Annotated in this window: 25 protein-coding genes; 8 read left to right on the forward strand and 17 right to left on the reverse strand. The window is 52.1% G+C overall.

Translation table 11 applies throughout. From position 1 onward, the window contains the following. Nucleotides 1-7 precede the first annotated feature (7 nt). Together GO013_RS02665 and GO013_RS02670 are read right to left on the reverse strand one after the other, a co-directional pair. Nucleotides 8-2,134 carry a SulP family inorganic anion transporter gene (locus tag GO013_RS02665; RefSeq protein ID WP_163808502.1) on the reverse strand — a complete coding sequence of 709 codons (2,127 nt, stop codon included), beginning with the start codon at nt 2,132-2,134 and terminating at the stop codon, nt 8-10. Between the two features lie 15 nt (nt 2,135-2,149). Further along, the gene (locus tag GO013_RS02670; protein ID WP_163808503.1) at nt 2,150-2,734 is read right to left on the reverse strand and encodes a TetR/AcrR family transcriptional regulator; all 585 of its coding nucleotides are present in this window, start codon (nt 2,732-2,734) and stop codon (nt 2,150-2,152) included. A gap of 549 nt (nt 2,735-3,283) precedes the next feature. Between GO013_RS02670 and GO013_RS02675 the strand changes: the two genes are divergently transcribed. The 3 genes from GO013_RS02675 (at nt 3,284) to GO013_RS02685 (ending at nt 6,477) form a co-directional block, all read left to right on the forward strand. Further along, the gene (locus GO013_RS02675) at nt 3,284-4,606 is read left to right on the forward strand and encodes an amino acid permease (protein ID WP_163808504.1); all 1,323 of its coding nucleotides are present in this window, start codon (nt 3,284-3,286) and stop codon (nt 4,604-4,606) included. Nucleotides 4,607-4,781: 175 nt separating this feature from the next. Then, entirely contained in the window at nt 4,782-5,078 is a 297-nt protein-coding gene (locus tag GO013_RS02680; RefSeq protein ID WP_163808505.1) for a hypothetical protein, read from the forward strand. A gap of 31 nt (nt 5,079-5,109) precedes the next feature. After that, nucleotides 5,110-6,477, forward strand: coding sequence for a sigma 54-interacting transcriptional regulator (locus GO013_RS02685; RefSeq protein ID WP_343219524.1), 1,368 nt, complete (start codon nt 5,110-5,112; stop codon nt 6,475-6,477). Nucleotides 6,478-6,609: 132 nt separating this feature from the next. Here GO013_RS02685 and GO013_RS17150 read toward each other — a convergent pair whose 3' ends face one another. Then, nucleotides 6,610-6,768 carry a hypothetical protein gene (locus GO013_RS17150; protein ID WP_239057710.1) on the reverse strand — a complete coding sequence of 53 codons (159 nt, stop codon included), beginning with the start codon at nt 6,766-6,768 and terminating at the stop codon, nt 6,610-6,612. A gap of 25 nt (nt 6,769-6,793) precedes the next feature. Further along, complete coding sequence (locus tag GO013_RS17155) at nt 6,794-7,114, reverse strand: hypothetical protein (RefSeq protein ID WP_239057711.1); 321 nt, start codon at nt 7,112-7,114, stop codon at nt 6,794-6,796. Nucleotides 7,115-7,288: 174 nt separating this feature from the next. Between GO013_RS17155 and GO013_RS02695 the strand changes: the two genes are divergently transcribed. The 3 genes from GO013_RS02695 to GO013_RS02705 all read left to right on the forward strand — a co-directional run bounded on the left by GO013_RS02695 (nt 7,289) and on the right by GO013_RS02705 (nt 8,748). Then, on the forward strand, nt 7,289-7,651 hold the full coding sequence (locus GO013_RS02695) for a DUF5320 domain-containing protein (RefSeq protein ID WP_163808508.1): 363 nt from the start codon (nt 7,289-7,291) through the stop codon (nt 7,649-7,651). Nucleotides 7,652-7,762: 111 nt separating this feature from the next. Then, nucleotides 7,763-8,137: a CGGC domain-containing protein gene (locus tag GO013_RS02700; protein ID WP_163808509.1), complete on the forward strand. Its 375-nt coding sequence runs from the start codon at nt 7,763-7,765 to the stop codon at nt 8,135-8,137. Nucleotides 8,138-8,325: 188 nt separating this feature from the next. Next, complete coding sequence (locus GO013_RS02705; RefSeq protein ID WP_163808510.1) at nt 8,326-8,748, forward strand: hypothetical protein; 423 nt, start codon at nt 8,326-8,328, stop codon at nt 8,746-8,748. Nucleotides 8,749-8,873: 125 nt separating this feature from the next. Here GO013_RS02705 and GO013_RS02710 read toward each other — a convergent pair whose 3' ends face one another. The 13 genes from GO013_RS02710 to GO013_RS02770 all read right to left on the reverse strand — a co-directional run bounded on the left by GO013_RS02710 (nt 8,874) and on the right by GO013_RS02770 (nt 20,441). After that, nucleotides 8,874-9,197: a TIGR03905 family TSCPD domain-containing protein gene (locus GO013_RS02710; protein ID WP_163808511.1), complete on the reverse strand. Its 324-nt coding sequence runs from the start codon at nt 9,195-9,197 to the stop codon at nt 8,874-8,876. 17 nt (nt 9,198-9,214) lie between these two features. Continuing rightward, complete coding sequence (locus tag GO013_RS02715; protein ID WP_163808512.1) at nt 9,215-10,078, reverse strand: YitT family protein; 864 nt, start codon at nt 10,076-10,078, stop codon at nt 9,215-9,217. Beyond that, on the reverse strand, nt 10,050-11,015 hold the full coding sequence (locus tag GO013_RS02720; RefSeq protein WP_163808513.1) for a DMT family transporter: 966 nt from the start codon (nt 11,013-11,015) through the stop codon (nt 10,050-10,052). Before GO013_RS02720 ends, GO013_RS02715 begins: the two co-directional genes overlap by 29 nt. A 523-nt stretch (nt 11,016-11,538) precedes the next feature. Then, nucleotides 11,539-13,011 carry a sigma 54-interacting transcriptional regulator gene (locus GO013_RS02725; protein WP_239057712.1) on the reverse strand — a complete coding sequence of 491 codons (1,473 nt, stop codon included), beginning with the start codon at nt 13,009-13,011 and terminating at the stop codon, nt 11,539-11,541. 146 nt (nt 13,012-13,157) lie between these two features. Continuing rightward, complete coding sequence (locus GO013_RS02730; protein WP_163808515.1) at nt 13,158-13,424, reverse strand: hypothetical protein; 267 nt, start codon at nt 13,422-13,424, stop codon at nt 13,158-13,160. Between the two features lie 13 nt (nt 13,425-13,437). Continuing rightward, nucleotides 13,438-14,457: a DMT family transporter gene (locus GO013_RS02735; protein WP_163808516.1), complete on the reverse strand. Its 1,020-nt coding sequence runs from the start codon at nt 14,455-14,457 to the stop codon at nt 13,438-13,440. Between the two features lie 110 nt (nt 14,458-14,567). Further along, a complete protein-coding gene (locus tag GO013_RS02740) occupies nt 14,568-15,149 on the reverse strand; it encodes a hypothetical protein (RefSeq protein ID WP_163808517.1) in 582 nt (193 codons plus the stop codon). A gap of 54 nt (nt 15,150-15,203) precedes the next feature. Next, on the reverse strand, nt 15,204-15,635 hold the full coding sequence (locus GO013_RS02745; protein WP_163808518.1) for an OsmC family protein: 432 nt from the start codon (nt 15,633-15,635) through the stop codon (nt 15,204-15,206). A 23-nt stretch (nt 15,636-15,658) separates the two neighbouring features. Continuing rightward, on the reverse strand, nt 15,659-15,991 hold the full coding sequence (locus tag GO013_RS02750; RefSeq protein ID WP_163808519.1) for a DsrH/TusB family sulfur metabolism protein: 333 nt from the start codon (nt 15,989-15,991) through the stop codon (nt 15,659-15,661). Between the two features lie 11 nt (nt 15,992-16,002). Further along, complete coding sequence (locus tag GO013_RS02755; RefSeq protein WP_163808520.1) at nt 16,003-16,404, reverse strand: DsrE family protein; 402 nt, start codon at nt 16,402-16,404, stop codon at nt 16,003-16,005. An 11-nt stretch (nt 16,405-16,415) separates the two neighbouring features. Next, the gene (locus GO013_RS02760) at nt 16,416-16,697 is read right to left on the reverse strand and encodes a DsrH/TusB family sulfur metabolism protein (protein WP_163808521.1); all 282 of its coding nucleotides are present in this window, start codon (nt 16,695-16,697) and stop codon (nt 16,416-16,418) included. Nucleotides 16,698-16,884: 187 nt separating this feature from the next. Further along, the gene (locus GO013_RS02765) at nt 16,885-18,768 is read right to left on the reverse strand and encodes an alkaline phosphatase family protein (RefSeq protein ID WP_163808522.1); all 1,884 of its coding nucleotides are present in this window, start codon (nt 18,766-18,768) and stop codon (nt 16,885-16,887) included. Between the two features lie 119 nt (nt 18,769-18,887). Continuing rightward, nucleotides 18,888-20,441, reverse strand: coding sequence for a BCCT family transporter (locus GO013_RS02770; RefSeq protein ID WP_163808523.1), 1,554 nt, complete (start codon nt 20,439-20,441; stop codon nt 18,888-18,890). Between the two features lie 557 nt (nt 20,442-20,998). Between GO013_RS02770 and GO013_RS02775 the strand changes: the two genes are divergently transcribed. Further along, nucleotides 20,999-22,363 carry a sigma 54-interacting transcriptional regulator gene (locus GO013_RS02775; protein ID WP_163808524.1) on the forward strand — a complete coding sequence of 455 codons (1,365 nt, stop codon included), beginning with the start codon at nt 20,999-21,001 and terminating at the stop codon, nt 22,361-22,363. A gap of 411 nt (nt 22,364-22,774) precedes the next feature. Then, on the forward strand, nt 22,775-23,701 hold the full coding sequence (locus GO013_RS02780; RefSeq protein WP_163808525.1) for a DMT family transporter: 927 nt from the start codon (nt 22,775-22,777) through the stop codon (nt 23,699-23,701). The last annotated feature ends 24 nt before the right edge of the window (nt 23,702-23,725 follow it).

A 23,725-nucleotide genomic window follows, 5' to 3' on the forward strand; every position in this document is an offset into this window, starting at 1 on the left:
TCGCGTCTCACGCAAGACGGCACACGGTTGTCAGTGGGCAGTTGTCTTCCTGACCGTCTGCGTGTGCACTCTCATGCGTCGCGCAAATAGCGGTTTCCATGGTCGGGTAGACGTGGTCTCTGCCAATCTTTTCCAACAGGTGGGTCCGTTCGAGCACAGCCATGACCGCCTCATTCACCCCACACAGAGACATGTCCAAACCAGAGGCACGAACACGATCCACAATCAGGGACAGGGCTTCCTCGCCCGAAGCGTCCATATCGTTGATCCCGTTGGCCACGATAATGATATGCCGAAGTTTTTCGTTACTCATCATGCGATCCGTAATCTGATCTTCCAAAAAGCTCGCATTGGCAAAAAACAGCGGGCCATCGAACCGGACCACGGCGATATGCTGACATTCCTTGAGACCGAAAGCCGTGGCGTCACGCAAAGATTCATCGTCCGAGCGGGACAGGTTGGCGACCTTCGGACGCATGGACTTGTACAGGAAGACAGCCAGCGACAACGTGACGCCGACCATGATGCCTTTGTCCAGATGTGGCGCAAAGCCCAGGGTACAGAGGAAAGACAGGACCGAGATGGCACCATCATACCACTGCGCCTTCCAGGCATGAATGAAACCGGACGCATTGATGAGACCAATGACCGCCATCATGATGACTGCGGCCAATACCGCCTGGGGCAAATGATATAACAACGGAGTGAAGAACAACAGGGCGATGACGACCATCAGCGACGTGAAGACGCTGGACATGCCGGTCACGGCTCCTGCCTGCAAGTTGACGGCAGACCGCGAAAACGACCCGGATGCGGGATAGGATTTGCCACACGCACCAAGGATGTTGGCAAGCCCCTGACCGATAAGTTCCTGATTCGGATCAAGCCGTTGCCCGGTTTTGGCAGCCATGGCCTTTGCAATGGAAATGGCCTCCATGAACCCAAGCAGGGAAATGATGGCCGCAAATGGCAGGAGATGCAGCATTACCTTGAGATCAAGACTCGGTGCAGAAATGGCTGGGATACCGGAAGGAACAGTGCCGACAACCGCGCCTCCGCCCATCATTTTCATCCCGGCGGTATCGATTCGAGTGTTGCCGACCTTCAACCGCCACGTGCGGCCATCCGTCACCATCCCGGCAGGGACGGTCCCCTGCGTGTAAAAAGCCATGCTCCCATTCGCTTCTTCGACTCCGTCAAACAATGTGGCACGGAGTGCGGCCCGCTGATTATGGGCCTCCAACTTCAAACGGGAAATCTGCACGTTAATCACATTGAGGTCATGTTCGGCATCCAGAATGCCCACAGCATCCTTGGCCTTCTTCGCCTCGTCCATACGACCATTGAGGACGGTCCTTTGAACAGCCAACTGGTCAATGCCTTCGATGGCCGTGTTGAAAGAAGCGATTGATGTCCGGACTTCAGAAGACTGGACAGTATCCATGGAAACCGATGCGTCATGATTGAACCCAACCGCCCATGACAGGGCCGTGGTCACCACGACCGCTACCAGCACATTGGGAATTTTCGGATTGATCCGTTTCAACACGATCATGATGGCAAAAGCGAGCAACCCCATGGCGAGCGTTGGCCAGTGGGTATAATGAAATGCCCCTTCGACCACTCGAATAATGGTTTCATAGTGGTGTTCGGCCTTATCGACTGACACACCAAACATCTTGGACAACTGGGATGAAGCGATGATGATGGCGGCCGCATTGGTAAATCCGTTGACGACCGGGTGAGAAAGGAAGTTGACCACCAGGCCCAACTTCAACACACCGAGCATGAACTGGAAAAGCCCCACCATGAGCGCAAGAAGAATTGCATACGCGATGTACCCCTCGCTACCAGCGGTTGCCAACGGTTCCAGCGAGGCGGCCGTCATCAGGGAGACCACGGCCACCGGGCCGGTCGCTAACTGACGGCTCGAGCCGAATAATGCAGCAACAAGAGGGGGTAAGAAGGAGGCGTACAAGCCGTAATACGCTGGCATTCCAGCGAGTTGTGCATACGCCATAGATTGAGGAATGAGTACGAGAGCAACAGTCAACCCCGAAATGGCATCAGCGCGAAGCGACGCCATATTGTACCCTTTGAACCAGTCAATGAAGGGGAGTATTTTCGAAAGCATTCAGCCTCTTCCTTGCTATGGAACCTGTAACATCCTGCGGCATGTCAGCATCAATTCGTTAAACAATGCACCCGCATCGTACAGATTGAAGTTTTTGAATCGAACCAAACCATCCACCATGGTAAACAGAATGAGTGCTGATTTTCGGGGGTGAATTTCATGGTTGATGGACCCGTCTTCCTGTCCTGTCACAATCGCCTTTTCGAAAATATCGACCAGGCAGTTGTATATCGCTTCCAGATTTCCTCTGAATTCCGGATTTGACTCGGAAAATTTATAGAGAAAATGTCGATGCAGGAGTAAAAACTTGTCTTCCATCAAACCCGCCAGATACAGATAGAACGAGACGACCTCCTCCGCCATCTCCAGCCCTGAATCAAACGGTCTGTTCTCAAAGAACCGTTCGAACTGGTCCTCAATCTCATCTCTGGTCTTTTCCAAAATGGCCAGCAGCAATCCTTCCTTGCTTTTGAAGTGATAGAAGATCGTCCCCTCAGCCACACCGATCACCCGAGCCAATTCCTGACCCGAGGTGTCTGCGAACCCTTTATTCGCAAACAAAACCGTCGCGACACTGAGTATTGCGTCCTTCTTCTTCATGCTGTCAAACCATCCTTTTCCGAAAACCGAGTAATCACTCAGTTTTCGATTTATACTTTTCAATCATCTGGAATGTCAAAACAAACGGCAAAACTGAGTGTACACTCAGTTTCATATTCAATCAACCCAAAATCATTGAACAAATTGAGAGAATTTTCACATGCCGTCGCATAAAAAAATAAAAAAAAAGCGAAAAAAGTGACACTTTGTGAAAAATCACGTCAGCAATGACACCTTTTCCTGACATCTTTCTCAGCAAGACATTATGAGATATATTATATTGTAATATACTGTGTCTTTTGAATTTAATTCATAATTTCCTGCAAAATTAGCAGGTTAGTTCTTCAAAAAAGAAAAAGAACTGGACTTTTCCAAGAGAAGAGAGCAAAAAAGGACGCTGAGATTCGTTCGGGGGGAACGAAACCCACCCCGCCACATCTCAAAATGCCATAAGCACCATGACGCATACACGTATTCGCCATGGTGTTTCAGCAAGGTTATTCTGATCGTCATTTCATTTCGACAATACAACAAAGAGTGTCATTTCCCATGGACAAGTTACAAAAAAAGTATGGTTTTTGGACGGCGACCGCCATGGTCGTCGGCATTGTCATCGGCTCCGGGGTCTTTTTCAAGGCGGATGACGTACTCAAGGCCTCCGGTGGAAGCCTGACAACCGCCCTGACAGCCTGGCTGATCGGTGGGTCCATCATGGTTGTCACGGCCTATGTCTTCTCCAAGATCGCCACACGCATCGAACGCGTCAACGGCGTGGTGGACTATTTCGAACAGGCCTATGGCAGAAAAGCCGGATACATGGTGGCCTGGTTCATGACTTTCATCTATTATCCGACGCTCGTCGCAGTTCTGGCCTGGGTCTCCGCCAACTATACCGGTGCCTTGCTCGGATCAAGCGATCTGGTCTGGCCCATTTCCTTCGTCTATCTGACCGGATTTTTCCTGCTCAACTATTTCTCGCCGGTTCTGGCCGGAAAATGGCAGGTCACATCCACAGTGGTCAAACTGATTCCCCTGGGACTGGTCGCCATTGTGGGCGGCTTTGCCGGTTTGTCCAGCGGCATGACCATGGACAACTTCACCAACGCCGCGCAAACCGTTGCCGGCAGTGGCGGCGGATTGGCCGTGGCCACCCTGTCCACTGCATTTGCCTATGAAGGATGGATCATCGCCACGGTCATCAATGCCGAACTGAGAGACGCCAAACGGACCCTGCCCCGGGCATTGGTTGTGGGGACCATCGCCGTCGTCTGCATCTACATGCTCTACTATCTGGGAATTTCCGGTGTGCTCACCAACGATCAGGTCTTGGCCGCCGGTGACGACGCGCCAGTCAAGGTCATCGCCCTGATCTTCAGCAAACTGAGCGGCACGGTGCTGACGCTTTTCGTCATCATTTCCTGTCTGGGCACCCTCAACGGTCTGATCATGGGATCAGCCCGAGGCATGTTCTCCATCGCCTCGCGCAACATGGGCCCCAAACCGGACTACTTCAACAAGATCAACCCGCAGACCAACAGCACCACCACCTCGGCCATCATGGGCTACGTCCTGTCCTGTTTGTGGCTGATCGTCTGGTATGGCAACTTCATGGGCTGGTGGGGTCAATTCATGGACATCTCTGAATTGCCCATCGCTTTCCTGTACGTCATCTACATTTCCATATACATCTGGGTGATGAAGACGTTCACCGACCTCGGTGCCTTCAGCCGATACATCTGTCCAGTCCTGGCCGGATGCGGATCGCTCTACATCATCTGGGGTGCGATCCAGAAGGACATGTTCACCCATTTCCTCATCCTCTCACTGCTGATCCTCGGCTCCGGATACGCGCTGATGAACACCAAGCGATAACCCAATCACGACCCATTACAGCGGGCCGCACTTTCGGATTCTTCCGGGAGGCGGCCTGTCTTTTTTGGGACGCCTTCCTTCATGTACAAGGGAGTTGACTCAGCGAAATTTCAATGCTTGAGTACAACAGACCGAACGAATGAATATATATTCACCTTTCATACAAGGATACATCATGTCTCAACCAACCTTTTCCGACATCGAATCAAAACTCCACTCCCTCCTTGGAGAAGCCATTCCTGCGACTCCCATCAGCAATGTCAATGAAGGCCTGCGTGTGGCCGACGCCCTGGAAGCCAAAGGCTACTCCTTTGCCCTGAAAGACCTGTGCGCAAAAAGCCTCAGCGATTCCTCGTGGCGGGCCACCTTTTCCCTGAACGGACAGGATGCCATGGCTGAAAACGCCGACGCCGCAGTCGCCATCTGTGTCGCAGCCCTGGCCGCACTGGAAAACCAGACAGCCGAGGCCTGATCAGATTTCACCCACGTCCAAGGAGTTCACCGTGAGCCACACCGCACCGTCTTCCGCGCAATACCAGGCGATTCTGGAAAGCATTTCCGACGGTGTGTTCACGGTCGATCAATCCTGGCACATTCTGTCCTTCAACCGTGCGGCTGAAGAAATTACCGGCATTCCCCGAGAGGAAGCCATTGGCCGACGGTGTTCGGACGTCTTCCGGTCCACCATGTGTGGCGATCAGTGCTGTTTGCGAGAGACCCAACGGACCGGAAAACCACTCATCGGCCGAACCGGGTACATCATCGACGCCAACGGCAATCGGATTCCCATCAGCTTATCCACCGCAGTCCTCAAAGAAGCGGACGGCACGGTCATCGGCGGGGCCGAGACCTTCCGGGATCTGAGTGAAGTGGAGGCATTACGGGATGAACTCGAAGGTCGCTTCCGCGTCGGAGATCTGGTCAGCCGCAGTCCGCTCATGCAACGGGTCTTTTCCGCACTCGAACCAATCGCAGCCAGCTCAAGCACTGTGCTCATCCTTGGCGAAACCGGCACGGGCAAGGAATTGATCGCCCGAACCATTCATGCCCTCAGTGACCGAAGCGACCACCCTTTCATCGCCCTGAACTGTGGCGCCCTGCCGGAAACATTGCTCGAATCCGAACTGTTCGGGTACAAGGCCGGAGCATTCACCGGCGCACAAAAAGACAAACCCGGACGGTTTTCCCTAGCTGCCGGAGGCGTGCTCTTTCTGGACGAAATCGGGACCATCAGCCCGGCCATGCAAATTCGCCTGCTCCGGGTTCTTCAGGAACAGACCTTTGACCCGCTCGGCAGTGTCACCCCGGAACACGCGGACGTGCGCATCATTGCCGCCACCAACAGCGATCTGGCCCAACTTGTTGACGAAGGTTCTTTCCGCGAAGACTTTTATTACCGGATCAACATCGCTCGCGTGGACCTGCCCCCCCTGCGACGGCGCAAGGAAGACATCCCTCTACTTGTTATGGACTTCATCCAACATTTCAACGCACTGCAAGGGAAAAAGGTAGAGGGTCTCGCTTCTGAGACTCTTTCGCTCCTCATGATGCATGACTGGCCCGGCAACGTCCGCGAACTGCGAAATGCCGTTGAACGTGCGTTCATCGTCTGCCATGAAGGATTGATTGAACCAACCCATTTGCCCGATCAATTCCTGGGGCCGAAAAAAACACAACTTCCCGGAGACGCTGGGCTGGAAGCCACAGTGCAAACGGTTGAAAAACAACTGATTCACGATGCTGTCGTCCGCAACAACGGCAACCGGCTGGCTGCGGCAAAAGAACTCGGAATCCATAAAAGCACCCTTTTCCGCAAGATCAAACAACTCGATATTGACCTCCCCCATCGCGACGGCCGATCCTCGGAATAAGCCTCCATACAGTCGCTAAAAAGCGACCCTTTTCCACCGATAGAGTTGCATAACTAGGACTCTTCGTCGATCCCACCCTTTTCTCGAAAATCAATTTAGTCTGTAAAAACAATATGTTTTATGACTTTTTGTTCAGCCCACCGAATTGGCATGATTAATGCTTTTATGCAGGGAAAGGAGCAAGGCAACCATGAATGCGGCTTTCAGCGTATGGGAAAATCGGATCGCCCCTGTTTTTGACGTGACCCCGGAATTAGTCATTGTCACCCAACAGGCGGAGCGATTCATCATGAAAAGACTCCCCATACAAGACAACTCACCGTCCACTCTGGTCGAGACCCTTTTGGGAAAACATGTGTCCGTCCTGGTATGCGGTGCGATATCTCGTCCGCTCCAGAACGCGATCACGACACGAAATATTGTCATTTTCCCATTCATTAGTGGACAACTCGACACAGTCGTCAACGCATGGCGAACCGGGGACCTTGAAAACGACCGTTTTCGAATGCCCGGTTGTGGACACCGACATGGCCGTTGCCACGGAAACCAGGAGACGACGCCAGGCCAGCGTGGGGCGGGTCACATGAATCGCCATGGAAGAAAGCGAAACGACCACCCCATCACCTTCATGGCCCACGCCAGATATTCCGGGTCTCTCCCCGACACAGCGACAGCGAACGAACCAGTATGTCGCTGTCCACGATGCGGGCTGGTCATGCCCCATGTGCCGGGGGAGCCTTGCGCCCAAAGACGATGTCCCAATTGCCACGCACCCATGGTGCGGGCGTAATAACAGACGAAGGAGGCACTCATGCCAGGAAGAAATGGAACAGGCCCGATGGGAATGGGCTCACGGACAGGCCGAGGGCTTGGAACGTGCACAGGGACCACAACCACGGTCAACCAGCCATATGGACAAGGATTTGGCCGGGGTTTCGGAATGAGAAATGGTATGCGAAACGGTATGGGGATGGGCGGCCAGGGCTTTGGCTATCGCCGAGGCCGTGGCGGCGCAGGGTATGGATGGGGCATGAATCCCGGATTCAACACCCAATACGCCCCGATTCCCCAGGACGATCAGCAGGCTTTGGAAGAACAGGCCGCGTTTCTGGAAGCTGAACTCAAAACGATTCAGGAACAGTTGGCAACGCTGAGAAGCGAGCCGCAGGAATAACTGACCTTCCCTCACACACAGACGGCCACGAGACTCGATCTTGCGGCCGTCTCAAACTATGAATGGCAGGGCATTGGACCGCAAAACGCCTCATGCCACCTGGAGCACCCCATGACAAAAATCGGTATCATTCGCTGTGAAAAAAATGAAACAACCTGTCCGCTGACCGGCTGTCTCACCTGCCTGCATCAAAAAAAGCAGGCATTTTCATCCTATGACGACCCTGAAATTATCGGCGTGTTCACCTGTCGATGCCCCGGGGACACCATCGAAAACATGGCCAAGATTCTCAAGGCCAAAGGCGCGGAAGCCATCCATATTCCAACCTGCCTGTTCTCAAGCAAGACAGACGGGAAATGGTTTCTGGAACCGGGCGGTTTCTGTGCGGACATTGACGAACTGACAGACCGCATCAACAAGGCGACCGGACTTCCCTGCGTCAAGGGGACTGCCCATCTGCCAGAAGGCTATACGCCCGCAGTGTGACGCACGTTTTTTCACGAAAAACGACATAAACAACGACCAGATATCCCGGCAAAGAAGTTCGCGTCATAACCATGGAAAAAGCACACGATATAGCGTACTTTCTTGAGGAATTTGTCGAAATGATCCCTTGAGCCTGATCTGCTCTCGCGCTTCAGCTCACGAAAACACCCAACAAGGAGGCTCTTCCGATGGACACAGCACTCACCGAGGAACTGACGAAATTCCTCGACACCTGGACGATCGACCCCAACAAGACCAAGACCTGTTTTGAAAGTTTCAAGGAACATTTGGAAGGATTGGACGGGGTTTCCCTTGATTTCGTCGCCCGTCCCGGCATCACGTATTCTCTCCGGGCAAAACATGCCAACCAAAAAAAACGCACCCTGTTTGCCATGGTTGACATCATTGACGACGATCCCGCCGATCGATGGCTGTCAGTCTGTTTCTACAAGGAACTGGTCGATGATCCCGATGAAATCGGCGATGAAGTTCCCGAAGGGTTGCTGGGAGAAGACGCCAAGTGCTTCGACCTCTACGAAGGCGATGACGCCAAAGTCAGCTATATCAAGGACCGGCTCAGCGCGGCCAGTGCGTCGGCTGCTGCCGAATAGACGGACTCCACCAACCAAATGTGGCGCGAATCTTTTTCAAAGATTCGCGCCACTTTCGTCATAGTCCCCTCAGATCGGGGTCCATGACGACCTCGGAAACGTGCGGCGACCAACCGCACAAATATTTACACAGTCCCGACTTTCTCGATCAGGGCCTTGCACAGTTGATCGGCACAGGACGTGGGTTTCTTGCCACAGGTAATGCCACTGAGCTTCTCCACGATTTCGGAAACATCCATGCCTTCAACCAGTTTGGCGATGGCCTTGAGGTTGCCGTCACATCCGCCGGTAAAACTGACATGCTGCAATATGTGATCTTCCACGACAAATCGAATCATCTTGGCGCACACGCCCTTGGGGATGAAGGTATCAGCATCGCCCGGCACAGTGCTCGCAGACACGCCCTCACGTGGGGCCAACGGGGCCAATTCAAAAAGTGTTGTATCCATTTTCGATCCTTTTTTACTTAATAATCTTTGCGTCTGGCGAATGAACCACCCGTGACGCTGAAGGTATTTTCGACCACGAAAATCGCATCGGGGTCCACTTCGAGCACTCGTTGCTCCAATCCGCGAAGCCGCAGGTTATCGGTGATGGAAAAGATCATGTCCACATCCTCCCCCGAATACCCGCCAACGCCTGGAAAAACCGTGGCGTGATACATCCCGGACCGAGTTATCGCCTTGACCAACTTGTCAGCATGGCGACTGACGATACGCACGGCCTTCCGCTGGTTAAACAGGGAAAGAACATACTCGGTAATAACGGAACTGATAAACAGCATCACCAGTGACGCGATTATCGTATCCGGCATGAACCGGCTCAACGCGAATCCCATAACCACCGTGTTGGTGGAAAAATAGAACACGCCAAACCGAATTCCGAACTTCCGGTTCAAAATGATCGCGACGACATCAAGTCCACCGCCGCCACCATAGGACCGAAGAATGATACCGCAGCCAGCTCCCATGATCGCACCGGATGTGATGGCCGCATAGATTTCATTCTGTATACCGAGATCGACCTGCACGAATGACGTCATCAGAGAGACCACGCCCATCGTGAACAGGTTCAGAAAGAAAAACCGTCTGCTGACCCCTTTCCATGCCAAAAGGAACAAGGGGATATTCAGTATCACATACCACCATGCCAGTGATAGTTCCGGATTCAAATTCTGAAGGACTACCGCCAGACCATACATTCCAGCGGGGATAAAATCATGATGGGCCGCGACTCCATTGTAGCCGACAACAAAAACAAACGACCCCATCACGAGCAGAAAGACATTCCACATCAGTGAATCAGTAAGTAACCTCAGACGGTTGGCCATAGTTTCGCTTCTCCTGCCTCCGAAATTTCGGGGAGCCACCATATAGAGCAAACAGGATACCTGCAAGAATAATCGTACCACTCAAAACCTGGATCAAAGTGACTGGTTCATCAATGACAATCCATGCGATCAAAGCACTCACTGGAGGCAATGTATAATAGAACAACATGGCCTTTGGCGCGCCCATGATCTGGACGGCTTCGTTCCAGAACAGACAGCACAGGATGGAAGCGCACACAGCAAGATATCCAAGTGACCAAATCAGGTCTGTGGTGAATACTGGCATGGTCAATTGGCCACCTGTTTCCCATAAATACAGAGGGATGATATACAGGGTTCCAAAAAGACACAGCGACATCAACAAACTGATCGAACTGAGTTTTCCGGTAATCCGGCTGATGGTCGTATTATACACGGCAGACATAATGGCCGAACTCAAGATAAGCAGATCACCTGTGGCAAATCGCAGGGCCAACAAGCGGCTCAATTGGCCGTCTGTCACCAACAGGACAATGCCAAACGTACTGACCACAATTCCAACATACATGCAGGGACGAATTTTCGTCTTGAAAATGAACTGGGCAATCAATGCCGTCAACAGTGGGGACAACGTGGCAATCAATGACATGTTCAAGGCCTCAGTGGTTTCACCAGCCATGAAAATCACGGTGTCGTACAGTGAAACTCCTGTCAAAGCGATGAAACTCAACTCCTTCCACAAACGGGCCACAACGTGCCGTTCCCGCCAAAAAGACCGAATTCCAAAAGGCAGAAAAATAATGGTGGCCACACCCCACCGAAGCAGATTCAGTGTTGCCGGCTCGACCATGTCCGCCAACCCACGAGCAGCAACAAAGTTCCCACTCCAATTCAAAATCCCAACAATGATAAATACGTACCCAGCAACTTGCGTTTTCCTAAAAGCATTCCAAGTCATAACAATACCCTCAAAATATGAGGCCTACCCGCTCACAATGATCGGATAGGCCTTAAACCCCACTTACAGAGAATTTCAGAGAAATCTCTGGTGAGGATGTCGGTCAATCACAATTGAACCGGATAAGCCCTTGGGCGGAACCTGCTTCCTGCGCAGGGCGGGATTCTTTCACAAAAGAATCGGGGTCAGGAGGCTCAATAACCCAAGGCAATAAGGTTATCCCCTGCTGCGCTCGCACGATCCCATCCCAAGGGCTACTTTTCGAAGCGACGTTCTCTGCCAACTTCGAAATCCGTTTTGCACAATCACGGCGCATTTAGCACGACTCGTGCCAAACGCGTAACTATATGAAATTAAATAACTTATTATCATAATTACCCACTCCAACCAACAAAAGACGACATTGTCGTCGCCTTTCATAGGATTTGTGGGCCTAACCCCTCTTTTTTATTGGAATTATATTTTTACGACATTCATGACGCTCCACACGTCTTGTTTGTCGTCTCTTCTCGGAGCCTCCCGGCTATAACCCGTGCTTTTTCAACTTGCGTTGCATGGTTCGCATATTCAACCCCAGTTCCTTGGCGGTGAGACCTTTTTTCCAATGATTTTTTTCCAAAGCCTTCAGCAACAGATGCCGCTCGATCACATGCATCGCCTCCGTCAGCGTGGCGCATTCCGAGGCCTCGCTCATAGCTCCGTCCAAATCGGTCTGTCCATCAATTGTTTGAATTCCCAAATCGCTGAACACCATTTCGCCAAAAGTGAGATATCGTTCCAAGACGTTCTGAAGTTCTCGAACATTGCCCGGCCACGGATGCCCATCCAGTGCTGCCCGGATTTTACTAGGGATACGCGGCACGCCTTTTTCGGAACCAAGGTACCGAACCATGAATTCATTGATCAACAAAGGCAGATCTTCCAAACGATCACGCAAGGGAGGGATATGGATAGGCAGAACGTGCAGACGATAGAAAAAATCCGACCGCATGCTTCCCTGCTTGACCAGCTCGTTCAAATCCCTATTCGTTGCGGCAATAAGCCGAAATTTCGAAGAACACGGCTCATTACCGCCCACAGGGGTATACAATTTAGATTCCAAAGCACGAAGCAACTTAACCTGAAGCGACAAATCGATTTCACCAACTTCATCCAGAAACAACGTGCCGCCATCGGCTGCGCCCAAATACCCTTGTCGATCAGTTGTCGCACCGGAAAACGCGCCCTTCTGATGTCCGAAGAATTCACTTTCCATCAAATTGGCCGGAATGGCGCCGCAGTTCACCGGCACGTATGGTCCCAAGGCACCGGACTGTTCGTGGATGGTCTGCGCGACCAAATCCTTGCCAGTCCCGGTTTCTCCAAAAATAATAACATTTGCATCGCGCTTGGCGGCCTTCATGATGAGTTTGAAGACATCCCGCATTCCCTGGCTCTTCCCGATAATCGGACCGAACTTGTACCGATCTTCCAATGAGCCTTGAAGACGTTGATTTTCCTGCAACAGCTCGTATTCACGGAGCTTCTGGGCACTGACATCCATCATGATGCCTTCCAGTGCCACGGGATTGCCCGCCTTGTCGTAAATACATTCGCCCTGATCCGAAATCCATTTCCGCTGATCCGATCCGAGACACACCCGATACAACAGTTTGTATGGCTGCTTGTTCAAAATGGCCGAGTTCTGCGCCTTTCGCATACTGTGCAAATCGTCGGGATGCGCGAGTGTTTCCATGACATTGGTTCGCTGGTCGGTAAAAAACTCCGGCGCAACAGCAAACAGGTCGGTACATCCCTTGCTGACGAACTCCAATGTCGGATGCAACTCGGCATCCAACGAACACCGATACACCATTCCGGGCAGATTGTTGAAAAGCCGCGTTAATTGCTGCTTACTCTTCAACAATTGGGTCTTGGTTTCCGCACAGGCTCCCACCTGTCCTTCCAAAGTATGACACCGCTCAACCAGTTCATCATAGTTCTTTTCACTCATCATCTCGGACTCCCATCTCGCGCTAAAAATAACGACATTTTTGTCGTGACGCCACGACGGTTATGTCATCATACTCAAAAGGACAAGAAGAAAAATCACCGCCTCTGCCAAGAGGAAATGGCAGGGACACGAGGTGCCCCAGCCTTCCATTATTCGCTGTGCGTCACCTTGTTCAAACCGTAATCAGAAATTCGATACTGAGAAACAAGCATCCCGGCATCATTCAGAAACGAACTATCCTCACGAAGGATTCCAACCGCTTTCAGGGACTTCAAATGATCGGCGACCGTGGGCACCGAGCAATATTTTTCCCCACGATACAGGGACTCGATCTGTGCATGAACCGTTTGTGCATCCAATGTCTCGCCCGTGGCAAAGGCCTGAGCGATCATGGCTTTGAGTGGTTTGACTGCCATTCTGTACCTCCTGTTAATCCACGTTTCTCAAACTGGTCATTTCCTTGGGATTCCCCACAACCAACAACATGCCGGTCGTGATGACCAACGCGCCGATGATAATATTGGCGGTGATCTCCACATCCGTGAAAACCGCGCTAAAGAAAATCCCCCACAAGGAATACGTGATATTGATGGCCATGGCCCGACTCACACCAGTCATGTTCATTGCGCGGTACCAGCACACATAGGAAAAGGCGCCTGTCAACGCGGCCACCGGGAACACCCAGCCAATGGAGTCCATCAAACCAGGAACGAGCAACATGTGCCCTCCGGCCAATGGCAGAACAACCAGCAGGTACACCGTAGACGAAGTCAACTGACGGACATTCAGCGCCACGGCCGGATCAAGCAGATCCATACCGGATGTCGCCAAGACGCCCTCAGTTCCCCACCCGAATGTGGCGATACAGGCAAACCCGATTCCAAGATAGAATTCCGTGCCGAGCGACCCTTCTGGTGGAGTATAGCCGATGATGACACCACCAACGATACAGAGCACCAAACCGAACCAGGCTCGGGGACAGATCTTTTCCTTAAGGTAAATTGAAGCAAAAACCGATGCTACAGCGGGATATAACGCGGTGATGGGCATGACATATGCTGGGCCAGCAAATTTGACACCCAACATATAGGACGACATCGCGATGGGACCGCCGAACAATGCTCCGATAATCACTGGTCGGGCGGATTTGCTGCGCAAAGTGCGACCCAGTTCCCTGAGACGACCTGTCGATGCGTTGAAAATCAATAACCACAAGGCACTAAATGTATCGTGCAAAGCCCCGACGGTCAGTGGAGCCAAAAGCCAGTATTCTTCGTTAAGAAAAACAGCCGCCCCAAACGCCAGGCTGAGAATGACGCCGTTCAAGCCCCAGCTCATCCCGGAAAAGACCGCAAAAATGAGTCCTTTTTTGGCAAAGGCCACATCCTGATGCATCTTGAGTTGGTCGAGCGTCGCTGATGATGCGTTTTTCGCAGTTGCAGTAGTCATGTTTATTCAGGTCTCCAAAATGGCTTGCAGACAAGCCGGTGCGTCAAAAGTTCGCGAAGGACCGGCTCCGAAAAGTCGGTCCTTCGTTGAATTTTCAGAATGAACTGAGCTTACGCGCAGTCGTGCTTATCCCAAGGCTCACGGTTGTCACGCTGCAAGGCGACTTCCATGCGGCCAATGGCTTCTTTGAGCTTGCCGATTTCCTTCAGCTTCATGTTGGGATCCTTCAGAGCCTGATAGAGGACACCGCCCATGCAGTCTGCAGGAACGACCAGGTCGGCGACGTAGCACACGGAGGCAACGATGTCGGCTGCAACCACGGAACGTTCGATGGTTCCGGCCTTCTTGTTGATACCCAGGCCACCAACATACAAACCGGCATCGGTTGCAAGAACCAGCAGTGTCCGGCGATCCGCTGCGTCGGCAATCAAGGCCAGAGCGGCTTCGAGAGCATCGGCATCAACGTTGCCCAGTTCAACGATGGCAAAAGCACCGTCTTCTTCGAAGACCTTGGCAACACCGTCGGCAGCAACGGTAGCGGCACCTTCGATCTTGGCGGCTTCGGCAGCGATACCAGCATTGTCATAGCCAGCAAATGTGCAGGTTTTCTTCATGAATTTCTTGGTTGCGGAACCGCCACCATTCACATCAGCTTCACCACAAACAACCAATACTACTTTCTTGTCAGCCATTGTAATTCTCCTTAAAATTAAGGACATTGTGTCCTTGATGTATTCAGAAGCTGCTTAGACAGCCTTCATTTCAATATTGTAATCGACTTCCATTCCCTCTTCGAGAGAGTAGGTCAGCAGGGAACCGTTGAGCATGTTGTCCTTGACGGTTTCAAAGACGTCACGATCCTTCTCGTCCAAACCAACTTCGATATGGATTTCCAGTTCAGTGTACCGCGTCCGATTGACTTCATCCTTTTCCTTGGATGCCGCAGCGGAACCAGTCAGGGATTTGACCTCGACATCGTTGCGCTTGAATGCGTTGACCATGGTGTTGCAGTAGCAGGACAGGGCGGCTACGCAGAGGATACGAGATCCCATGGATTCCTGGTTGCGCTCTTCCGGAGTGATGGAAGAAAAATCCATGATGATTTCGGGGACGGCTTTTGCACCGACCACAAACTTGTCGCGATTTTCGTCCAGACGTTCAAAAAGTACTTTCGCCATTATTCTTCCCTCATGAAGGTATATTAAAAGTAGTTGACGGTTTCAGCGTCTTCGCACAATTCAGCCACATCAGCGGCATCGATGATCTCAACGCCGTCAACCAGGTTTTCCTCGGTCAAGCCTTGCTTGGCGAGATCTTCCCTGACAGCGAAGACTTCACCTTCTTGCTCGATGAAATCAGTCAGCAAAGACGTGTGATAGCCGGGGTTTCCGGTCAAACACCACACACCCTGTTCTGAATAGATGATCTTGGATTCAAACCCGTTCTGGTGACAGGCCCATGCGGTCCGGATGCCAAGAGCACCCTGTTCAACGCCCAACGGTTTGGACACGACAAAACACGCAGAATTAATCATTGTGCGCCTCCTTAGTGGCCCACGGACAACAGAACGTCCGAGGTCATGAGATACTTTGTGAAGGAACCACCCACATCGCCCCACTTCACGCCTTCGACATACTCGCGGGACTCGATGCCACGGGCGTGTTCGTTGGTGTGACAGGTGGAGACATCGCCGCCCTTGGCAATGATGTCGCCCAGCCGGTCAAAGCTTTTGGTCGGTTCGATGTGATCCAGAAGACGACCCTGAATGTGCAGGTCATCACCGTCGATGGGGATTTCCTTCTTGGAAATATTCACGGCATTTCCAAAGAGATACATCTGGACTTTATGGCCTTTTTCCTGAGCTGCCTGGGCGAGACGGGTTGCGAATTCCGCATCCTCGTTCTCGGCAGAGCCGGACAGCAACATAATGGTCAGTGTTTTTGACATGATGAATCTCCTTAAAGCGACACGACTTTTTCGTCGCTACCAAGCAGCAGGTCCACGATCTCGTCGTAATCCACCACTTCGCAGTTGTCGCTCAGTTCGATGGAGCGGGCATCCACGGCACTTTTGGCCACGAATATATCTTCCACATCCATATCTTCCAGTTTTTCTTCCCAATGTGCGGTGCCAAAACTGATGGCATCGCCAACCAGGAGCAGGGCCTTGTCCTCGTCGCCGCCGATAAGAGCGATTCGGTCAAGAATCCCCTCTTCCGGCTTGTTCACGAAAAAGAGCATATTTGCTGTCTCCGTTCGTTTATCCCTGCCTTGCCTCGTCGTCTCAGGCTGCGCGGGATGGGGTTCATACAGACGACGTCACTCACGGGGCCTGCCAAACGGGCCGAAGTTCCGATGCCATTCCCCGGAATGCGGGAACGGTCAAATGATGGGGCTGACCGTTCCCGATTCTCAGGAGTGAGAGTGACTATTTATTGTGATCCTCGAAGATCTGGTAACAAATTGCGCCCTCGGTATCTGCGGGGACCGGGTTGCCGGTCGCGTGGCAGAAAGTGGGAACAACGTCGGCCAGCCAACGGGGGTTCTTGTAGGTGAAGCCTTTCTTGACGCCGGGACCACGCCACATCATGACGTTCTTCAAGGAACCGCATCCGGACTCGCCGGTGGGGAAGCCATAACCGTGTTCGGCCATGTACTCGGGCTTGAGGACGTACACGACGTCGCCGGACTGCTCGCCACCCATGCCGAAGACCTTGGCGTCTTCCTTGGGCAGGGCGCACATGACAGGACGTTCGCCGGTTTCGGGGTGCTTGTAGTCGTACAATGCGTCGATGATCTCGTTACGAACCTTTTCGTAATCTTCATCCTCGACGATACCGCCGGGGTACTTGGATTTCAGGTTGACGTAGACGAACATGTACCGCTGGGGAACGGCCTTGGACTTCTCGGGGATCAACTCGTAGTTGTAGCCTTCGGATTCGTCAAAGAAGTTACCTTCACCTTCGCGGGCTTCGTAGGCGGTGAGGCCAGCCTGCTTCAGGGCGTCAGCGGTGTTGAGGATCGGTCCGATCGGGGTCGCACCGTGGTCGGAAATCAGGCAGGTCAGGGTATCTTCGGGAATGAGATCCATCATGATACCAAGATATCTGTCTTCGATCTCGTAGATGCGACGTTCCAGATCCATACCATGAGCGCGCACTTCAGGATCGTCGCTGTCCATCTGATCCAGGAATCCATGATAGAACCAATCGACCAGGTGCGAGTGCATGTACAGCAGGTCCCAATCCGGATTGTCTTTCATCAGGGTGGTCACGATTTCCGTGTTCCACTCGGAGTGGAACTGTGCCATCTCGATCAGGGTGTCATCATCAATAATGCCGTTGGCATGACCGACAAAGCCCATGTCATTGGCGAGAATGGCCTTGGTGAAATCCACGTTCTTGAGAGCATCGGCAGGAGCGCAGTAACCCTGGGTGCCGTTGATACCGGACATGTACAACTTGAACTCTTCGGCATCGTCGGACAGGGTCATCAATTTGCACCGGAAGTAGCCAGGCTCGACACGGTCATCGGAAATGATGGGGAACTGATGTTCGATGACATCGGACCATTCACGCACCTTGATGGTGAAGAAGGCCTTGGAATAATCTTTTTCGGGGCATAAAGCGAAAACGTCATAGCCGTCATCACCGGATTCCCAGGTCAAACCGTACCAGGTCTGGGGCTTCAAGGGGTCCATGGCGTGCTTGAATTCCATGGGAATGACCATTTCCAAAGGCTCGTTGTCTTCGATTTCTTCAGGCAGGTTCTCCCAGCCGTCAGCGTCTTCGAAACGGGCCTGAACACCGATGGGATAGTAATCGGTGGCAACACAGGATTCGGCGCACAGCCATTCCTTGTGCTCGTAGCCTTCAATCTGCCAGCGATGCTCGGCAGCGGAAAGGCCTTCACCCTGCACCATGATGCCATTCTCCATCTTGGAGGGCCAGGATGTGGGATAGTTGACCACGAGGGATTTCTTGCCAGCCTTGTCCCAAGCATCCCAAATCGTCTGTGCGGTCAGCATATCGGAACCGAAAGCCTGGACGCACTTGGAGAAATGCAGGGATTCACCCTCATTATAATAGTAATAGTCCTCGACACCGTGGGTACGCGGGAATGCGCCGGTGCAGATCGTTGCCCAGGAGGGCGGAGTGACTGTCGGCATGTTGTAGCCTTCAGTCATGTACGAACCTTCTTCGGTGAACTTCTTGAAGTTAGGCAACGCACCTTCGTCCATCAGCGCTTCCAAGCGCTTGGGGATGGCGCAGTCAAAACCGAGAAGAGCGACTCTTTTAGCTTTGGCAGACATAATTTTCTCCTTTTATTTCAACAACTTAACTTATACTTTTCGCGTAAGGGGAGAACCCGCTCAAGGCATGGGCCTTTTCGGTAGTCAGGGTTCCCCCCGGGAAGTCTACGCGAGAATTGCTATTTTTCTGGCGAGCAACAATTCGCCAATGCGTTGTCCTCTTTGACCATTTTGAACCATGCGACCACCACGAAGGCGATGGGAATCAACATGAGTGCGCCGGAGAAGTTCGCAAAGATACGAACTGGTCCAAGCCCTCCCATGGTGATAGCAGCCAAAGCCAATCCAGCTTGAATAGCGGCCCAATAGAAACGGTGACCGCGAGTCGGTTCGGAACCAGGCGCCAGTCGAGTGGTCGCTGCGCAGGAAATAACATACGCGCAGGAGTCCACACTGGTTGCCAGGAAGATCGTTGAGAAGACACAATACCCAATCAGGACCATAGTCCCGGCTGGCAGGCTGTGCAGAATGGCCACCAATGCGGCAGGACCACCACTGGCTTTCAAAATGCCAACCGCATCAACAATGCCGGTGAGCTGGGCATACATGGTGTACCCGCCGAACACGGCGTGGATCATGTATGAGCCGGCGATACCGCCAGCCAATCCAAGCGCAATAACCTGACGGACAGTCCGACCGCGAGAAATGCGGGCAATGAACAGCCCCATGAACGGACCATATGAGGCCATCCACAAAGCGTAGAAGATCGTCCAATCCTGCGGGAATGTCCCTTCGGTGTATGGGTCAGTCCAGAAGATCATGCCCCAGAAGTTGTTCACCATGTTCCCGAACGAGTTCGTGAAGTTATCAACGATAAAGACGGTCGGTCCAACAACGAAGCAGAAGAAGACCAGACACAATGCGATGATGACATTGGTGTCGGACAGTATCTTGATGCCCTTTTTCAAACCAAGCGACACGGAGACGGTGAAAATCACGGCACTGATAGCGAGAACGATCATTTCAATTGTGAAGCTCGGTTCAATTCCGAGAGTGGCAGCCAGGGCATGGTTCACGATGGGAACCGAAACCCCCATGACAGCCGCATTCGAAAACATCAATCCAATGATAAAGAAGATTTCGATACCTTTGCCGATCTTACCGTTGACTCTGTCACCCAAGACGGGTTCGGCCGCGGTGCTGATCCGAAGCACAGGCTTTTTGCGTTTGTAGAATATATAACAGATGGGCAGTGCGGTTACGACGTACCAAGGCCACGTCACCGGACCCCAGTGCAACAGGACATACGACATGGCCCATTCAAAGGATTGCCGTGATAACGGTTCCGCGAATTTGGGCGGGTATGCCAGGTTGAACAGGGGTTCGACGATGGACCAGAACATGACGGCTCCGGCAACACCGGAACAGAACATCATGGCGACCCATGAATAATTGTTGAATTCGGGTTTCTCATCCTCTTCGCCGAACTTGATATTCCCATATCGACTACACATAAAGTAGACAGACAGGATCATCATAGCGACCGTAACCCAAAGATACCATGTTCCCGTCGTATGGGTGAAAACCGAATACGTTGCCTTGAGAACCTTTTCACTTGCCTCGGTGAACAGAATCGAACACGCGATGATAGCAATCAGTACCAATGTTGCAGGAATAAGAATTTGTTTATCAGGACGAAGGTCTGCGCCTTCACTCTTACCATTTGTAGCCATACTTCCTCCACGGTGAGTACGCGTACAACTCGTGAGAATCCTAGCTCTTCATATCACGAGTACAGTTGATTGTGCTGCCTCCGGCCCCGGTGATCAGTCGGTGGATTTCTCCTTGTGCCGGTCGCTGCTGGACACCCAGCAGCCTTCCCTCAAGTGCATTCTAAATGCGGATGCGTCTGCAGAGCACGAAACTCCTTGAGCAAGATGCAGGCCAAACCGCTCAAATCGGACGAAACCCTTATGGCCTTTGTGAAAAGTCGCGCAAGGCCTTTCGTCCAAGATTTCACAAAAGACGACATTGGTGTCGCGACAAGTCAATATCGTGGCTTTTTCCCCCTAAACCGTATAGTTTTCGGGAGGAGCGACAAAAATGTCGTTAGCACGCAACCTTTGTCATATTTTTCAACAAAACTGACATTGTTGACTTTTCGGCACATTCAAAAACACCATGGGGAAAGGGCGTAGTTTTTCCGTGCGGCATTTGCTAGAAAGACGGGACATCTTGAAGAAATCAGCCTTTACTGTGAAAGACTCAGTGAGTAAAGCCCAACACCATCATGACAAAAACAGAACATTTCGGCCTCGACTTTGAAACCTTTGCGCGGCTCATCGACAACCTGCACGACGAAGTCATTATCTATGACGACAATTATCGCATGTTGTATGTGAACAGGGCGTGTGAACGGCATTACGGTTTTACCCAGGAACAAATGGTTGGTCTTCCCTTCTGGGAAGTCATCCGTGAGCACGCAGCCTGGAACCGCCCTGCTCTTCCCGCTGTCTATCAATACAAAAGAGCCATCAAACAGGAACAGAAGACATACCTCGGTTTGGATGTTTTAACCATTGCGAACCCCATCTTCGACGAAAACGACGAGATTGAATATGTTGTCCTCAACATACGAGACAGCGTGCACAAAGGCCAAATCCCGAGTCTTGATGAACTGGATGACGCCTTGGAAATGACAGAAGAGTCGCATCCACAGGACTTGATCTATCATAGTGTCGCCATGGGGAATGTGGTTCAATCTGCACGCAAGGTCGCCAGCCTGACCGCCCCGTGCCTGCTCTTGGGCGAATCCGGGTGTGGCAAAAGTCTGTTGGCAAAATTCATCCATACCAACAGCACACGGAGAACCAAACCATTTGTGGTGGTCAACTGTGCAGCCATTCCTGATCAGTTGTTCGAATCAGAATTGTTCGGTCACGTCAAAGGGGCCTTTTCCGGAGCCACGGCCGCCCGAGGTGGCTTATTTGCCAAAGCGGCGGGCGGCACACTGTTCCTCGACGAAATTTCAGAATTACCCTACCCCATGCAGGCCAAACTGCTCCACGCAGTTCAGGAAATGGAATATCGCCCGGTCGGCAGTTCCCAGACCGTCAAGGCCAATGTCCGCATCCTTGCCGCATCCAACCGAAACCTCGAACGTATGGCCGCTGACGGCACGTTTCGACAAGACCTCTTTTTCCGACTCAATGTCTTTGACATCACGATTCCCCCGCTCCGTGACAGACGAGAAGACCTGGTGCCACTCATTTTCTACTTTCTCAATCACTATGGGAAAAAACATGGCGCTGCCAAACGATTGTCTCCCGAAGCCCAATCGCTTTTATGCCAACACTCCTGGCCGGGCAACGTTCGCGAAGTTGCCCACCTCATGGAACGACTTGTGGTGACCACGGATACCAACGCAATCACCATCGAGCACCTGCCCACCACCTTGTATCAAACTGCCCCGACACTCCCGGAAAGCGTCGGCCACAAATCACTTGATATGGTGCTGGAATCCGTCGAAAGAAAAATCATCCTCGATGCACAGGTCATGCACGGAAGCACTCGCAAGGTTGCCTCCGCTTTGGGCATCAGCCAAAGCAGAGCCTCTCGCCTCATTCGAAAGTACACGTCTTCTTCTGAGTCATAAACAACTCGCCGAGTTAAAAACAACTCACATCTCTTTATGCCAGTGCCCCTGCCGTTTTTAACATATTTGTGAGTCGGTGTTGACTCACTTTCCTTTTGCAAATAAATTGAACAATCAATCAACCTATACTCTCAATACTCCGAAATACTTCGCTTTAATTTATTTTTTATCATCTTTTCGCTTTGGCATATCCGTTGCTTCTATGGAACTTAGGACGATTTCACATAAAAATCGATCGTTCATTATGCCAAGGAGGGGCCATTTCGAACTGACAGAGGGAAGGAATTTTCGACATTCACCGGGTCCAGCATCTTTTGTATCTATTCGTTTTCCGGCATGGGGGCATATCGGTTCACACACCGACGGACGACGAATCAGGACCCGGTGAATAAACACTTTCGAGGAGAAACAATGCCTAAAAACCAAGTATTTGTTGGATTTCTGTACGCCTTGCTTGCCACCATCCTGTGGGCAGGAGCTTTCATCATTGCCCGATTGGCAGTCGGCGAGATCTCACCCATGACACTGGGAGCCACCCGTTGGGCCATGGCGTTGGCCATTCTCTCGACATTCATGCTGCCCAGAGTCAAGCGGGAGTGGCCAATTGCCAAAACATTCCTGCCACAAATCATCGCATCCGCCCTGTTCGGTATCGCCGCGTACTCTCCCCTCAGCTACTTTGCAGCGCAAACCACCTCGGCCATCAACCTGTCGCTGATTTCCGTCACGACTCCGATCTTCATCGTCATCATTTCCTCCATGCTGGGCCAACGTCAGTCCCTGCACACCTGGTCAGGCTGTATTGTCGCCCTGATCGGCTCTTTCTATCTGGTCAGTAAAGGTGACATCAACCAGATCATCGGAATGCACTTCGCTGCCGGTGACATCCTCATGCTCGCAGCCGCTGTCGGTTTCGCCATCTACAGCCTGTTGCTGAAAAAGACCCCGGAAGGCCTGTCCAGCGGCACCATCATGTATCTGATGACAGTGTTCGCCGTGCTGATGCTCATTCCCTGCGTCATCTGGGAATCCACGCTCCCCACCGCAGTCTTCAACATGAATGGCATCGTCTTCTTCTCCATCACCTTCTCCGCAGTCTGTTCTTCGATCATCGCATGGTGGACTTGGAATATCGGCCTGGAAAAAGCCGGTCCCTCACTTTGCGGCATGATCTACTATTCCCTGCCTCTGTGGGGCGGCATCTTCGCCTTTGTCTTCCTTGATGAAAAAATGACGTCGGTCCACTTCATTTCCGGGGCCTTGATCATCGGCGGTATTGTCTGGGCTAGCCGAGGCAACAAGAAGCCTGCCAAAGACGCCACACCAAACGAAGCATAACAACAGAACAAGCTCCATACGGGG

The sequence above is a fragment of the Pseudodesulfovibrio sp. JC047 genome (assembly GCF_010468615.1).
GTDB lineage: Bacteria > Desulfobacterota > Desulfovibrionia > Desulfovibrionales > Desulfovibrionaceae > Pseudodesulfovibrio.